General features: G+C 45.7%; 17 protein-coding genes. 9 read left to right on the plus strand and 8 right to left on the minus strand.

From position 1 onward, the window contains the following. The first annotated feature begins 25 nt into the window (after positions 1-25). The 8 genes from queD to H8K33_RS03330 all read left to right on the plus strand — a co-directional run bounded on the left by queD (position 26) and on the right by H8K33_RS03330 (position 7,409). Positions 26-469: a 6-carboxytetrahydropterin synthase QueD gene (queD, locus tag H8K33_RS03295; protein WP_186889529.1), complete on the plus strand. Its 444-nt coding sequence runs from the start codon at positions 26-28 to the stop codon at positions 467-469. 262 nt (positions 470-731) lie between these two features. Further along, positions 732-1,223 carry a tRNA adenosine(34) deaminase TadA gene (gene tadA, locus H8K33_RS03300; protein ID WP_222613280.1) on the plus strand — a complete coding sequence of 164 codons (492 nt, stop codon included), beginning with the start codon at positions 732-734 and terminating at the stop codon, positions 1,221-1,223. A 43-nt stretch (positions 1,224-1,266) separates the two neighbouring features. Then, the gene (locus H8K33_RS03305) at positions 1,267-2,184 is read left to right on the plus strand and encodes an LD-carboxypeptidase (RefSeq protein WP_186889531.1); all 918 of its coding nucleotides are present in this window, start codon (positions 1,267-1,269) and stop codon (positions 2,182-2,184) included. Positions 2,185-2,208: 24 nt separating this feature from the next. Then, complete coding sequence (locus tag H8K33_RS03310) at positions 2,209-3,387, plus strand: acetyl-CoA C-acyltransferase (protein WP_186889532.1); 1,179 nt, start codon at positions 2,209-2,211, stop codon at positions 3,385-3,387. A 41-nt stretch (positions 3,388-3,428) separates the two neighbouring features. Continuing rightward, entirely contained in the window at positions 3,429-3,896 is a 468-nt protein-coding gene (locus tag H8K33_RS03315; protein WP_186889533.1) for a PaaI family thioesterase, read from the plus strand. A 69-nt stretch (positions 3,897-3,965) separates the two neighbouring features. Then, entirely contained in the window at positions 3,966-4,967 is a 1,002-nt protein-coding gene (locus H8K33_RS03320; protein WP_186889534.1) for an NADP-dependent oxidoreductase, read from the plus strand. A 35-nt stretch (positions 4,968-5,002) separates the two neighbouring features. Further along, positions 5,003-5,431: a GNAT family N-acetyltransferase gene (locus tag H8K33_RS03325; RefSeq protein WP_186889535.1), complete on the plus strand. Its 429-nt coding sequence runs from the start codon at positions 5,003-5,005 to the stop codon at positions 5,429-5,431. Positions 5,432-5,522: 91 nt separating this feature from the next. Continuing rightward, the gene (locus tag H8K33_RS03330; protein ID WP_186889536.1) at positions 5,523-7,409 is read left to right on the plus strand and encodes an MFS transporter; all 1,887 of its coding nucleotides are present in this window, start codon (positions 5,523-5,525) and stop codon (positions 7,407-7,409) included. Positions 7,410-7,497: 88 nt separating this feature from the next. Here H8K33_RS03330 and H8K33_RS03335 read toward each other — a convergent pair whose 3' ends face one another. The 8 genes from H8K33_RS03335 to H8K33_RS03370 are packed head-to-tail and all read right to left on the minus strand — an operon-like array spanning position 7,498 to position 14,487. Next, a complete protein-coding gene (locus tag H8K33_RS03335; RefSeq protein WP_186889537.1) occupies positions 7,498-7,923 on the minus strand; it encodes a nuclear transport factor 2 family protein in 426 nt (141 codons plus the stop codon). 35 nt (positions 7,924-7,958) lie between these two features. Next, positions 7,959-8,750, minus strand: a complete 792-nt coding sequence (locus H8K33_RS03340) for an SDR family NAD(P)-dependent oxidoreductase (protein WP_186889538.1) — start codon at positions 8,748-8,750, stop codon at positions 7,959-7,961. Next, positions 8,750-9,289 (minus strand): DUF3833 domain-containing protein, encoded by a 540-nt coding sequence (locus tag H8K33_RS03345; protein ID WP_186889539.1) that lies wholly within the window; start codon positions 9,287-9,289, stop codon positions 8,750-8,752. The genes H8K33_RS03340 and H8K33_RS03345 overlap by 1 nt, the downstream gene beginning before the upstream one ends. Then, positions 9,286-10,569 (minus strand): MFS transporter, encoded by a 1,284-nt coding sequence (locus H8K33_RS03350; protein WP_186889540.1) that lies wholly within the window; start codon positions 10,567-10,569, stop codon positions 9,286-9,288. The genes H8K33_RS03345 and H8K33_RS03350 overlap by 4 nt, the downstream gene beginning before the upstream one ends. Then, complete coding sequence (locus H8K33_RS03355) at positions 10,566-11,138, minus strand: chalcone isomerase family protein (RefSeq protein WP_186889541.1); 573 nt, start codon at positions 11,136-11,138, stop codon at positions 10,566-10,568. The genes H8K33_RS03350 and H8K33_RS03355 overlap by 4 nt, the downstream gene beginning before the upstream one ends. Then, positions 11,135-12,346, minus strand: a complete 1,212-nt coding sequence (locus H8K33_RS03360; RefSeq protein WP_186889542.1) for an SAM-dependent methyltransferase — start codon at positions 12,344-12,346, stop codon at positions 11,135-11,137. Before H8K33_RS03360 ends, H8K33_RS03355 begins: the two co-directional genes overlap by 4 nt. Positions 12,347-12,372: 26 nt before the next feature. Continuing rightward, complete coding sequence (locus H8K33_RS03365) at positions 12,373-13,176, minus strand: DUF1365 domain-containing protein (RefSeq protein WP_186889543.1); 804 nt, start codon at positions 13,174-13,176, stop codon at positions 12,373-12,375. Positions 13,177-13,188: 12 nt separating this feature from the next. Continuing rightward, positions 13,189-14,487, minus strand: a complete 1,299-nt coding sequence (locus H8K33_RS03370; protein WP_186889544.1) for an NAD(P)/FAD-dependent oxidoreductase — start codon at positions 14,485-14,487, stop codon at positions 13,189-13,191. A 144-nt stretch (positions 14,488-14,631) separates the two neighbouring features. Here H8K33_RS03370 and H8K33_RS03375 point away from each other — a divergent pair, with 144 nt between their 5' ends. Next, positions 14,632-15,240 carry a TetR/AcrR family transcriptional regulator gene (locus H8K33_RS03375; RefSeq protein ID WP_186889545.1) on the plus strand — a complete coding sequence of 203 codons (609 nt, stop codon included), beginning with the start codon at positions 14,632-14,634 and terminating at the stop codon, positions 15,238-15,240. The last annotated feature ends 48 nt before the right edge of the window (positions 15,241-15,288 follow it).

Genomic DNA, 15,288 nt, shown 5'->3' on the forward strand with positions numbered 1-15,288 from the left:
CTGACCTTATGTACACAGGCAATACATGTTAACCATTACCAGAAAAGTAGAATTCGATACCGGACATCGGATTCCAGATCACAATAGTCAATGCCGCAATTTGCATGGGCATCGCTATACCTTGTTGATTACCTTGACTGGTGATGTCGTCGAAAAAGACGGCGAATCTGACAACGGCATGATCATGGATTTTGGTGATATCAAAGCACTCGCCAACAAACATCTGGTGGATCTTTGGGATCACGCGTTTATCGTCTATGAAAAAGATACCGCCGTACGTCAATTCTTAGAAAGTATGCCAGGGCATAAAACGGTCGTGATTGATCGCGTACCTACGGTAGAAAATCTGGCGAAGATTGCGTTTGATATGCTGAAAGATGTGTATCACGATCGTTATGGTCGTCATTTATCTTTGACCAAAATCACCTTGTACGAAACGCCTAATTGCTGGGCGGAGATTGAGGGTTAATCGTACATTCACAATTTGCCGAAGTTGCAATCTGTAATATGAGTCAAAAATACCAAGTGATAATTCTTTGTAGTATCGCAGGGTTTATTCTTGGTTCCCTCATTTCACACTTTCTGGATATATCAAATTGGTCTGAAGTTCGTTTAGTTGTGTCGTTATGTACGACGGCTGGCTATTTATTAGGGCATTTCTCGTCGAAAAAGAGTCAATAAGCTACCAAGATATTTGCATTTATATACAGATGGCAGAACTCAATTCAATGATGCAAGACGAAACTTTCATGCGCGAAGCTATCGCGCAAGCTAAGCTTGCATGGCAAGCGGGCGAAGTGCCAGTTGGCGCGGTGGTCGTCAAAGATGGTCAAATCATCGCCCGAGGCTTTAATCAACCGATAGGCACGAATGATCCAACGGCACACGCCGAAGTCATCGCGATGCGCGCTGCAGCAGAAGTACTTGGCAATTATCGTCTTCGTGGTTGTGAACTCTATGTGACCCTCGAACCTTGCGTGATGTGTTCTGGAGCACTGATGCATGCACGCTTCTCCCGCATCGTCTTTGGTGCACATGACTTCAAGACGGGCGCATGTGGTTCTATCGTCGATTTATTCAAAGAAAAAAAACTCAATCATCACGCTGAAGTGGTTTCTGGCGTATTGGCTGAGGAATGTGTGCAGCTGCTCAAGGATTTCTTTGCTGAGCGCCGCCGTGCCGCGGTAGAATCGCGTATCCAATCAGACAACCCTGGCGAGTGATAGCCGATATCGATCGCTGATTATTGAAAACGAGTCATTAGCGATGTCTTTTTCTTTCCCCAAAATACTGCCTGAAAATCCTGGTATCGCTATCGTTGCGCCCAGCGGAGCTGCTTTAAACGACACCAATATTGAAGCCGGTTTGAAGGCGCTGACAAGTGCCGGATTTAAGGTGCTCAATTACTACCAACATGCTGATCGTTTCGAACGTTTTGGGGCGGCAGATCAGGAACGTCTGGATCAATTCCATGCTGCGATAGATAATCCCGAAATTGATATTGTGATGGCGCTACGTGGGAGCTATGGTTTATCACGGATTTTGCCTCGTATCAATTTACAGAAAATTGCGCGCAGTGGCAAATGGCTAGTTGGTTATAGTGACTTCAATGCTTTGCAGTTGGCGATGTTGGCCAAGACTGGCACAGCGAGTCTGTGTGGTCCTATGTTATGTAACGACTTCACTCGCGATGAATTACGTGCTTTTACACAAGACCAATTTTTGCAAGCGATTCATCAACGAAAAACACATCTCGAATTTGAATCAGATCAAGCAGCTGCGCTCAAGCTTGAGGGCACATTGTGGGGCGGTAATTTGGCCATGATTTGTCATTTACTCGGCACCGAGTATTTCCCGCAAATCGATGGTGGCATTTTATTTGTCGAAGATATCGCAGAGCATCCTTATCGGGTCGAGCGTATGCTATTACAACTTCATATGGCGGGTGTATTAACGAAACAAAAGGCCATCGTGCTGGGGAATTTCTCTGCCTACCGTTTAGCACCGCAAGACAATGGTTATGATTTTGCAGCGATGTTGAAATTTTTACGTTCGACCATTTCGACTCCGATTATTACCGGACTTCCATTCGGTCATTGCGATGATAAAGCGAGTTTGATGCAAGGTTCAACAGCGCGCCTAACCGTCACAGACGTGCAAGTAAGGCTCACAGCAGGCTACTAATCAATTAAAAAAATCGGAGACAAAATGACAGACGCAGTGATCGTCGCGACAGCGCGAACCGGATTAGCAAAGTCATGGAAAGGTGCGTTCAATATGACGCACGGCGCGAGCATGGCAGGGCCAACGCTAGCAGCAGTAATGAATAGAGCGCAGCTAGATCCTGCCGAAATCGAAGACGTGATGGTTGGCTGTGCCTTTCCAGAGGGCGCCAATGGCCGCAATATTGCCCGTCAAATTGCCTTGCGTGCCGGCTGTCCGGTGACAGTGCCTGGAATCACGATTAATCGCTATTGCTCATCGGGCTTGCAATCCATTGCTTTGGCAGCGCAGCGTGTGATCTCGGGTGAAGTCGATATCGTCGCAGCAGGTGGCGTTGAGTCTATCTCTTGCGTGCAAAATGAAATGAATAAGCACATGCTCAGTGATCCTTGGTTACAACAGCATAAACCGCAAGTGTATATGCCTATGCTAGAAACTGCGGAGATCGTCGCTAAGCGCTATCAAATCTCACGCGAACGTCAGGATGAATATGGCGTGCGCAGTCAACAACGCGCTAGTGCAGCCCTGGCAGCTGGTTTATTTGATGCGGAAATCATTCCCGTGACGACGACGATGCGGGTGACCGATAAGGAAACGGGCGAACATCATTTGCGCGAGGTGACGATTTCAGCGGATGAAGGCATACGGGCTGGGACGACTTTGGAGGCTGTTTCTAAAATCAATACAGCGTTGCCCGATGGCGTGATCACTGCAGGAAATGCCAGTCAATTTTCAGATGGTGCAGCGATGACGATCGTGATGAATGCACAGGTCGCTGAGCGCAAAGGCTTGCAGGCGCTGGGTGTGTTTCGTGGTTTTGCCGTCTCGGGCTGTGAACCAGATGAGATGGGTATTGGTCCTGTATTCGCAATTCCGAAGTTACTCAAACGCGCTGGTTTAACAATCGACGATATCGGGCTGTGGGAACTCAATGAAGCGTTTGCTGTACAAGTATTGTATTGCGCAGACAAACTGTGTATTCCTATGGATCGTTTAAACGTGAATGGTGGCGCAATAGCAGTCGGTCATCCTTATGGCGTTTCTGGTGCACGATTAACGGGACATGCGCTGTTAGAGGGCAAACGCCGTGGCGTTAAATATGTGGTCGTGACTATGTGTATTGGCGGTGGGCAGGGCGCTGCTGGTTTGTTTGAGGTTTTATAAACGTGTCTTGGCGTTTACCAATTTAATTTAGAGAAAAATAGATGTCTGAATCTGCTCCGCACGCTAGCCAAAACTCTAGTGCTATTTCAAAGATTGAAAATCCCTTCCTAGATTATCTCGGCATCGTGTCAGGTGAGATGAGAGAGGGTAAAGCGAGCTTGTATTTGGATCTGCATCACCACCACATGAACAGCTGGCAAATCACGCATGGCGGGGTCTTAATGACTCTGCTTGACGTCGTGATGGCAATGGCAGGACGCTCTTTGCATGATGACCAAAAAGGTGTGGTCACCGTCGAGATGAAAACCACGTTCCTACAACCTGGTGGCATTGAGGGCGGGCGCCTCGAAGCACGCAGTGTCGCTTTTCATCAATCGACGACCATGTGTTTTTGCGATGGTGAAATCTGGAGTGGCGACAAATTAGTGGCAAAGGCGATGGGGACGTACAAGTATTTGCGTAGTCTCAAATCGAAAGCTGGTTTGGTGAAGATGGGTGGTAGTGATTAAATTCACAGAATTCCTTCGTAAGTCTTGTAGGGCGGGCGCAATAATCAAAGTTAAAAGGAAAAATTCAATATGCATGATCAATTTCAACGTATCGTTTTAGCCTCACGCCCAAATGGCGAAGTGACAGCTGACAACTTTCGTCTAGAGACTGTGCCTGTTCCAACGATCGTGGAAGGCCAAGTTCTCATACGAAATCATTTTCTATCAATCGATCCTTACATGCGTGTTCGTATGGATGATGCGAAAAATTATGCAGCGCCGCAAGCGCTAAATGAAACAATGATCGGTGGAACCGTAGGTGAAATTGTTGCTAGCAAAAATCCCCAATTTCAGGTCGGTGAGAAGGTGATCGGCATGATGGGCTGGGCTGAAATGGGTGTATCCGACGGCAGTTTATTACGCAAATTAGATACCACGCATATTCCTTTATCAGCCTATCTCGGCGCGGTGGGCATGCCTGGCATGACGGCTTGGTATGGATTAACCCAAATCATGCAAGCGAAAGAGGGCGAGACGATTGTGGTTTCTGCGGCTAGTGGTGCGGTTGGTAGCGTGGTCGGACAGCTCGCCAAAATGCGTGGTTGCCGCGCGGTGGGAATTGCTGGTGGCGCAGAAAAATGTGCCTACGTGGTCGATGAGTTGGGTTTTGATGCTTGTGTGGATTATAAAGCCGGAAACTTGGAAGAACAGCTCGCAGTGGCAACGCCAAACGGTATCGATGCGATTTTCGAAAATGTTGGCGGTGCCAGTTTTGATGCTTGCTTAGCGCGTGTGAATCCGTTTGCCCGAATTGCCATGTGTGGCATGATTGCTGGCTATGACGGTGGCGATATGGCGATCCACAATGCACGAGTCTTGTTGAGTATGCGCGTGAGTTTGCGCGGATTTATTATTTCCGAACATTTGGATTTGTGGCCGCAAGGCTTGAAAGAATTAGGCTTATTGGTCGCACAAGGTAAACTAAAATTCAGAGAAAGCATCGCTCCTAATTTAGCCTCAGCGCCGGAAGCCTTTATCGGTATGCTAAAAGGTAAAAATCTCGGCAAACAGCTAGTGCGCTTGATTCCGTAAGTGTTTTGTACAAAAAGTATGGAATGGAAATTAAAATGAATCCAGAATTGCAAATTAAACTCGGCGAATGGTCAGAATTACAGGCAGATGCGCAAGCCGTGCGCACGGCCGTATTCGTCGATGAACAAAAAATCCCCGCAGAACTTGAATGGGATGTGATGGATGCACAATGCCTGCACGCTGTGGCTTACGATGCGCAAGGCAAGCCGATAGGCACAGGGCGCATACTGCCAGATGGGCACATAGGACGTATGGCTGTTTTGAGCTCGGCGCGTAATTGTGGTGTCGGTGCTGAAATCTTGCGTCAATTGATGGCACAAGCAAAACTTCGCGGCATGTTTGCGGTGCAGTTGAATGCACAAATTTCTGCGGAGCCTTTTTATCAACGTGAGGGATTTAATCGCGAAGGCGACTTGTTTATGGAAGCCGGTATTCAGCACGTGCATATGAACAAAACACTGTAAATTTTGGTGCATTAAAAAATAAGCCAATTTCAAAGCTAATTACTTTAGAATTGGCTTTTTTGTTAATGGTCGCCTTCGCGAGCCTTCATACATGAGCCAACATAGCCAATTCACCCTATTGAAAGAGCGCCGCTTTGCGCCGTTTTTTTGGACGCAGTTTTTTGGGGCATTTAACGATAACGTCTTTAAAACAGCCTTGCTCACGGTCTTGACCTATGATGCGTTGACTTGGACCACGATGGATGTGGGCTTGTTGAATAATCTGATTCCTGGTCTGTTCATTTTGCCTTTCGTTTTGTTTTCTGCGACTTCGGGTCAATTGGCAGATAAGTTTGAAAAAGGAAAGGTGGCGCGCTACGTTAAGTTGCTAGAGATAGCCATCATGGCAATCGCAGCGTATGGTTGGATGAGCAAAAATATTTGGATTTTAGTCGCCGCTGTCGCTGGCATGGGTATTCATTCCACCTTGTTTGGCCCCGTCAAGTACGCCTATTTACCACAACATTTGCGTTCGGATGAATTAGTCGGTGGTAATGGTGTGATTGAAATGGGCACCTTCGTCGGTATCCTTTTAGGCGAAATTTTAGGTGCAATGTTGGTCGTGCATAAACCTTGGGGTGTTGAGTTGGTCGCTGGTGGATGTATTTTGATTGCGGTTTTGGGTTGGTTGTTTAGCTTACGCATTCCTGTCTCACCCGCACCCGTACCCGATTTAAAAATCAATTGGAATCCAGCCACAGAAACAGTACGTAACATCAGTTTTAGTAGAAAAAATCGCCCAGTTTTCTTATCTCTATTAGCGAACTCTTGGTTCTGGTTTTATGGTGCGATCTTGCTCGCGCAATTCCCTCTTTACGCAAAAGACTATCTGCACGGCGATCACAGTGTCTTCGTTTTGTTGTTGACGATTTTTTCGTTTGGTATCGGTGCAGGTTCTTTGTTGTGCGAACGTTTGTCGGGACACAAAGTTGAAATTGGCTTGGTTCCGTTCGGTGCCATCGGTTTATCGATCTTCGGATTTGACTTGTATTTGTCGAGTTTACTGTACACGAATACGGCTACAGTGACGGCAATGAGTTTTATCGATCAAGTCGGTAGCTATAAAATTTTGTTCGATATTTTCATGATTGGTATTTTTGGTGGTTTGTATATCGTGCCTTTGTTTGCCTTGATTCAAACCCGTTGCGATCCTAAACATTTGTCGCGCACGATTGCCGGCATGAATATTATGAATGCCTTATTCATGGTAGTAGCGGCTTTGGCAGCGATGCTGATGTTGAAGCAAGGATTCACGATTCCACAAATTTTTATGGCAACGGCGATTTTGAATGCCTTGGTGGCGATCTATATTTTCAGTGTGGTGCCAGAATTCTTGATGCGCTTTGTTGCATGGATTTTGATCCATACCGTGCATAGAGTAAAGGGCATCAATGTCGATAAAATTCCAGAAGAAGGCGCAGCGGTATTGGTTTGTAATCACGTTAGTTACATGGATGCGATCGTCATCATGGCGTATAGCCCACGTCCAATTCGTTTTGTAATGGATCACGGGATTTTCAAAATCCCATTTTTGTCTTGGGTATTCCGCACCGCTAAAGCGATTCCGATTGCATCAGCAAAAGACAATCCGTGGTTGATGGAAAAATCCTTTGTCGATATCGCCCAGGCTTTGCATGAAGGCGATTTGGTGTGCATTTTCCCGGAAGGAAAACTCACACGTGATGGTGAGATCAACGAGTTCAAAGGCGGCGTGATGAAGATCGTCGAACGGACTCCCGTTCCTGTAATTCCTATGGCATTGCGTGGGCTATGGGGCAGCTTGCTGTCGCGTGACGAGGGCAATCCATTTCATCGTTCTTTCCGCCGTGGACCTTTTTCTCGTTTGGAATTGGTAGTGGGTGAGCCACAAGATCCAGAGAAGATTTCACCAGAAAGTTTGCAGCAGCAGGTGAAAGAATTGCGTGGAGATTGGAAGTAGAAAAGCGCTTACTGCAGACGAATTAGTGAAAAACAAAACGCCCTGAACCATGCATTCAGGGCGTTTATTTTTTGGTCGAAGTGCAAATTTAGTTATGCACCTTAAACTGTCGCCGCAACCATCCAACCAAAGCACCCACAATCGGCAATTTCTCCCATAATTCTTCCGCCGCATCCCAATAGTCGCGGTGATCGGTGATTAATCCTCTGTCGTTGAAAGTCAACATAGAACCACCTTTCACAACATAGTTCTTGCCACGCAAACCGAAATGAAATTCCCATGTGAGGAAGGCTTTTGATTCTTGCTCTATCACTTCTTCAAAAATGAATTTGGGATACTGTGTCGTTGCGAACATGTGTTCAAAAATCGCTTGGATTGCCTTAACCCCTTGAACCTCGTTGAAGGGGTCTTTAAAGCGTGCATCATCAGCGTAATACTTGGTGATTTCTTCCAAGCTGGTTGGACTCAAATTCGCATACCAAGCCATGATGTTTTGAACTTGTGGTGTCATCATTATCTATCTCGTAATCATTGTTTGGAACACGTAATTTAAGCGACAACAAAGCGACGTATCAACGCAAATCGTAGACGGTACGGTAACATCTGCATCAATTTTAATCCCATCGTGAAACGCTTGGGGAAATGGATTTCAAAATCACCATTGGCAATTCCAGCCAGTATGGCATGCGAGGCCTGCTCTGGTGTTTGTAAAGCTGGCATGGTGAAATCATTTTTGCTGGTGAGTTCAGTGCTTACAAAGCCAGGGTTGACCAAATACACGTTGATATTCTTTTCGTGCAGATCGCTATATAGCAATTCAGTTAAATTGATGAGCGCAGCCTTACTTGGGCCATACACACTAGCATTAGGCAAACCAAGATAGCCAGCCACGCTGGCGAGTATGGCTAAACCGCCGTTGCCGCGTTGAAGCATGCCGGGTAAGACAGTCTGTAATCCGTGATAAACGCTTTCTAGATTAATTTTTAGCGTATCCGCAGCGTCATTCGCATTCACTTCCCAACTGCGCTCGGGTTGATATTTCGCAGCACAAAAAATGACTAAGTCAATCTGTGGGAATTTATCCTGCAACTGTTGGCTTGCGCTTTGCCAAGCGTTTTGATCTGCAACATCAAACGCAAGTATGTGAGCGCGTGGATGGGCGTTGGCCACAGATTCTAGATTCGCTTGACGTCGCGCTGATAAGATGACGTTGGCATCCAGGCTCAATAAAGATCTAGCCAACGCAGCGCCGATGCCACTTGAGGCACCTATAATCCAGATAGTCTGATTTTGCCAATCACGCACGGGGCGATTGAGTGGTTGCAAGAATGGGAATCGCATCATCCTCTCCGGCGGAAGAATAAAGTCACTTCGCCAACCTCAAAACCGAATTTGCTCATTTTGGCGCGATTGACCATGGTGTTCTCATCGATCAGATACATCCAATCATCCATCGCCATCTCATAGATACTGCCATCGACAGGTAGAAGCAGGGTGTATTGCCATTTGAATGCATTTCCCGCGACTTCACCAAGCGCGTCACCTTTGACGTCGTCTGCTTTGCCTATCCAACGACCATCCGCATTCTTGCGTAAGTGCCAGATACGTTGTTGTTTGCTGCCATCGTCATACACAAAGCGCTCGTCGAGGACCAACTCTTCGCCGATTTTCTTCGTGTCAATGACGACATGAAAACGTTTAATGACCGCGCCGTTTCTTTGTTGGAACATGCCCCAGGCGTCTGTCGTGCCGAGAAAAAATTTCTCTAGGTCGAGTTGTGGCTTGACGTCTTTGTAGTGATTGACATCAGTGATGGCACAAGCACTGAGAAAGAAAGTGAAAGACACTGCGCCAAGGGCGAGAAGAAATTTTTTGATCATGATGGAGTGCTCTTAGAAAAATGACGAAGTAAAAAGAGCGCGATCAATTTGAAAGCGCAGGGGAGAACCGCATAGGTGAAAGTTAAGGCCATCAAACCACTTGCTTGATTCACTTGATTGGCTTGGTAGCTCAGTAAGGCAAGCAAAGAAAGACTAAGACCCGCTAAGGCCAAAGTGAATTTTCCAACGAGCGACCACAAACCAAAATAGGCGCCCATGTTTTGTTTGTCGTCGACAAGTACAGTGAGTAAAACTGGCGGCAGTGCTAAATCAGCACCCAGAGCAAATCCTGATGCAATACAGACCAACAAGAAAGCATTGGCATCACCAGCACCAAGCATGCTCGCACTGACAAAACTCAATACGGCAATCAACATGCCGAGCTGCCAGGATCGTTGCGCGCCAATGCGTTTTGCTAATTTGATCCATAGTGGCAAGCCACATGCCCCCGCAATAAAGTAAGAAGATAAAAACAGCGCCGTTTTTTCTGGTGTTTGAATTCTGTCGTTGATGAAAAACAGAATCAGGCTAGCTGGAATCGCAACAGATAAGGAATTGAAAAAATAAATACGTAAAAGTGCGACGAATCGTGGATTTTTAAGCAAAATGCGTAAGGCGATGATGGCATGGGCTCCACGCTGCAAAGGCTTGACTGCGCCAAACAACAGAGCGACAACGGCAGCCAATACTAAGGCAGCAAATCCCATTGCATACTGCACTAATTGTGTCTCGGTCGAGCTCTTATCTTGCAGAATAATCCAGCTTGGTATGATGCTCGCGACGATGACACCAAGCATGCCAAAAGCTTCACGCCATGCCGAAGCACCAAGCAGTTGATGATAACTTGCAGCTTGTTGATCGCTGTTGCTTGTTCCTTGGCTTTCAAGGCTAGAGCCCCACGCTAAGTAAGCGATGTTGAGCATGCTATGCGCCGTGTAGGCGAGGCTGAGCATCACACCTAACCAAATCAATAAGCTGGTGTTTGAATTACGTGCAAAAGCAGGTGGTAGCCAAAGACCAGCAAATGTTAAACACAGTAATGCGGCCGAGACGAAGATCCAGATTCGATTACTACATCCCAATTTATCAATGATTTGTCCGATAAAGGGATCTTGCACAGTATCAAACATGCGCGCAAAAAATAATACTAAACCCGTGCTCGCTAAGGGTAAGCCAAGTTGTGCCGTGTAGTAGTTTGGAATCTGCACATACACAGGTAAGGCTGCCATTGCCAATGGCAGTCCCAGCAAACCATAAAAAATCAATGAAGAGATTTTCACATTGAGGAACCAGTGATTGCCGCTGTGGATTTATTATTGCCCAATAGTTGCTGACGCAAATTACTATCTTTGGTGCGTGGATCTAACCAAATCGAAAAGAAAGCATTCGCAAATATTTCATCGGGAATCTCTGCCAACAATGCTTGTTGACTGTAAAAACGGCAGCCAATTCCTGGCAGGAAAACACCGATCAATTGATCGCCCGACTTCACATCGATAAAGGCTTTTTCCATGTACTGGCGCCATGACTTCAATTTGTCCGCGTTAAATTTGTCACCATGTAAGCGCTTGATTTCATCGATGCTAGAATCAACAAACCGATCGCGACTAATCGATTTGTTATATGTGATTTCTAAAGCAAAGCTCGCGCTTTGATCAAGACCACCATCTTTGTTCGGTGTCTGCTGCCAAATTCTTGCGGTGTAGATCGAAAATCCCCACCAACGAAACTCACCACCACCTAACATTTTTGCTTGTGGCAAATGTTGTTTCCACACTTGCGCGCCAGCATTGACGCTAAGTAGAAACGTCAAACTGAACAACAGGACTTGTAAATGGCTACGCATCATGAACTCTTCTGCAATAAGAATTGATAAACATCGGTGCGACCCTCGTCGAAACCGGCTTCACAATAAGAAAAATATAGTTGCCAGATTCGTTGGAAGGCGGTGCCAAAACCTAGGCCTTGAATTCCTTCTATATTATTTTCAAAGTCATGATTCCAACGACGCAAGGTTTCTGCGTAATCCTTCCCGAATGCGTATTGATCGCATGTTTGCAAACCATGCTGTTGCGCGATTTGCATAAAGCGTGGCGGGCTAGGGAGCATGCCGCCGGGGAAGATGTATTGTTGAATAAAATCGGTACCACTACGATATCGTTCAAAGCGCGCTTCATCAATGGTGATTGTTTGTATCAATGCCTTGCCACCCGCTTTTAGACGTTGATTGACTGTTTTGAAATAGACCGGCCAGTATTCTTCACCGACGGCTTCGAACATTTCAATCGACACGATCGCATCGTAACTTCCGTCGAGATCACGATAGTCACACAACTCTAGTTTCACCAAATCTTGACGCTGCAGTTGCTTCATTCTTTGCTCAGCGATTTCAAGTTGAGATGGTGAAATCGTTACTCCATGCACATAGATTCCGATCGACGATGCATGTTCGGCGAACCCGCCCCAGCCGCAACCGATTTCCAAGACGCGATCACCCGCTTTCAAACCAAGTACATCGATGATGCGTTGGTATTTGCGATACTGCGCTTCTTGCAGGTTGATCGCATAATCGCCATAAAAAATCGCACTCGAATAAGTCCAGCTGGCATCTAACCACAATTGATAAAAGGAGTTGCCAATGTCGTAGTGTGCATGAATGTTTTTGCGACTACCTTTGCGCGTATTTGGGCGCAACAGGTGTTTGAGCTTGTACCATAAACCCATTAACTTACCGCCGAAAATGGCCTTGTCCAAAGCTGCCTCATTTTGAATCGCCAAGCGGAGCAGGGCGGTTAGATCAGTAGTGCTGATCCATCCGGCTTCGTAGCTTTCAGCAAATCCAATGTCGCCGCCCTGTAAGATTTTTCTACAGGCTTGCCAATCGTGAATAGTTAAGATCACTGATTGTGCTAATTGTTGATCACCAAATTTTAAAACATCGCCGCTTGGCGTCACGATATGCAAATTGCCGTGCTTAATTCTGCTTAGCATGCGGATAAAAAGCTTGGCACTTGGCGGCATCGCAGATAGTTTGATGGCGTCGGAATTCTTTGTCATTTCGCTAGATGTGCTTGGAATTGAACTCACTTTGTCTGCTCCTGTTCTTTTGATTTGCCAGTGGTAATTTGTTGATTAGTGAAATGCACCTGACGCCGAAACGGCACCTTCTTTATCCACAAAAGTAGGGCGTGCCAGTGAATACGAAAAAACACACCGAAAGTCAAAAACGGTTGCTTAAACAGTGCGCTTAATAAATGCTTGTTGCTGAGTTGTTGTGACTTACCGATGATTGCTGTTTGAATCAACAAGCCTTCGTCATCGTAGTAGTCGATATTCACTTTGATTTTTTTACAGCTTTCAGCAAATCCAAATTGATAGTGGCCTTTAACCTCACAGAACGGTGACACATGCATCATCTTCGTGCTGATCAATTGGGTGCTCGCATCGATGACAGCATTATCGGCAGCTTTCAATAAGTAAAAATGGTGTTCGCCAAACGTATTGTTAACTTCCGCTAAAATCGCGATCAGCTGAGATGCGTTGTTGTAGCAATACCAAATGCTGATGGGGTTAAATGCATAGCCAAAGACACGTGGGAAGCTGAGCAATTCTATTCTGTCGATCTGCGGAATCTGATGTGCCTGCAATATTTGCTGCATCCACTGTTTCAGATCTGAACCATCGCGCGGCCCGTAATCTTTGGTATGAATCGAAATTGGTCGCCAACAATTAATTCCAAATAGCATGCCAGTTGGCATTGCCGAAGAATTCGATGCATTTAATTCATCAAGATCGAGCTTAAGCATAAACACCGGATAGACAAATTTGTGCTTAACTGGTCGCAGTCGCTGGTGCATTACTAAAGCTTGGATAATGCGAGATGCCATTTTCTATTTGCCTTATTCGGTACGTGCCCAAGCGGGGCTAAGATCAAAATGTTTAACGACACGTAGCGCAGATTTCAAACCATCTTCATGAAATCCGTAGCCGGTCCAGGCACCTGCAAACCATGCTTTGTTTTTTCCTTGAATTTGAGATAGATCTCGCTGTGTATCAATCGCTTTCTGATCAAATACCGGATGCGCGTATTCAAATTTTGCGAACACACTTTCTGGTTGTGGTTCATAGATGGGATTTAAGGTGACGATCACTGGAGTTTGTGTATCAAGTCGCTGTAGCTGGTTCAATAAGTAACTGACACAGACAGCACTTGTTTGTGCGCTTCCGTCCATCTCGGCATCGGCGCTTTGGCCGATATAGTTCCAGGCACTCCACACTTTTTTCGAGCGTGGCAATAAGGATATATCGGTGTGCAGGTAGGCCGTATTGGCTTGATAGCGTGCTTTGGAGAGTAATTCATATTCCGCTTCACTTGCATCCGTCAACATGCTCAGCGTATCTGGTGCATGGGTAGCAAAAATAACTTGGTCGAATAATTCGGTACTGCCCTTAGATGTGACCATAACAGCTTGTTCAGTGCGCTTGACAGCGCTTACAGGACTATTGAGCCGCGCATCTTTCAGCGTTTCAGCGATTTTTCTAACATAGCTGCGCGCGCCATTTTGAACTGTGCGCCATTGAGGTCGGTCATTCACTTGAAGCAGCGCGTGGTTGATGCAAAAGCGTAAGAAAGTGCGTGCAGGGAAATCCAGAATATCCTTTGGGGAGCTTGACCAGATCGCCGCCGCCATTGGAATTAAATATTGATTAGCAAAACTAGCTTTGTATTTTTGCTGGTGCAACAACTGCCCCAGCGAAATACCTGTTTCTATGCTCATCTTGAGATTGCGCTCGGCATCACGATTAAATCGGAGTATGTCTTGAATCATTCCTAAAAAAGAGGGGGAAATCAGATTTTTTCTTTGCGCAAAAACTGTGTCCAGATTGGTGCCTGCCCACTCCAGTCTGCCATCATCTAAGGAGACGCCAAATGACATATCGGTGCTATAGCTTTCGATCCCTAGTTCGGCAAATAATGCGATCAGATTTGGATATGTCTTGTCGTTAAAGACAAGAAATCCCGTATCGACCACCAGTGTTTTCTGATCAATCTCGATGTCCACTGTGTTGGTATGGCCACCCAAGTAACGATTCGCTTCGAACAACGTGACATCATGTTGCTGTTGCAGAAAATAAGCGCTAGTCAAGCCTGAAATACCTGCGCCAACCACGGCAATCTTCTGTTTCTTATGCGTCATACGGATTCCTCAAATCGTTTTTTAAGCTGTCAGTCTTTATTTTGTGTTTTTTGTCAGCATGAATTTATTGTGCGAGATTTACTTCGGTGTTAAGATCGCTACCGATATGGAAAAACTGCTACTAATTGGTAGATATTAATACTTATGAGTATCTTTGGCAAATTAAATTTTAAAGATCAGGCTTTTCGTCTGAGAGAAGATGCAATCCTGGACGCGACAACGAATGTTCTTGCAAGTAAGGGATTTGATTTAATGACAATGGATGATGTTGCCAATCTCATCGGCATTTCCAAGCCTAGTTTGTACAAGCATTTCAAATCGAAAGAAGATCTGGTCGGTGCAGCCATGATACGTTTGCTCGATGGTGCAACTGCGCAGCTAGAATCTTTTCCGTCTGAATACACGCCAAAAGAAAGACTTTCGGCCTTATTGGAATGGGCGCTTCGGGTGCGCTTAGATGGTGGTTTGCCATTTTTACCCTCGACAAGTAATGCTGTTCGAGAAATGCTGATGCGTAATCTGAAATATGTTGGACGGGTCATTAAACTCAATTCGCAGTTAGAAAAATTAGTGATCGCAGCACAGAAAAATGGCGATTTGAGTACTAAATTGAGCCCGGATGTTATTTTGTTTAGCTATTACGCACGTAGTTGTGATCCTGCCGTCGAATATTTGCAGCGTTTTAGTAAGATGGACACCAATGCGATTGTTGAAAACATGTTGCGTGTATGTTTTCAAGGTCTAGAGGATTAAACTTTTGCACGAAGAATTAATTGTCGATCGCTGTTAGCAAGCTAATAA

The organism is Affinundibacterium amnicola (genome assembly GCF_014284275.1).
GTDB lineage: Bacteria > Pseudomonadota > Gammaproteobacteria > Burkholderiales > Burkholderiaceae_D > Undibacterium > Undibacterium amnicola.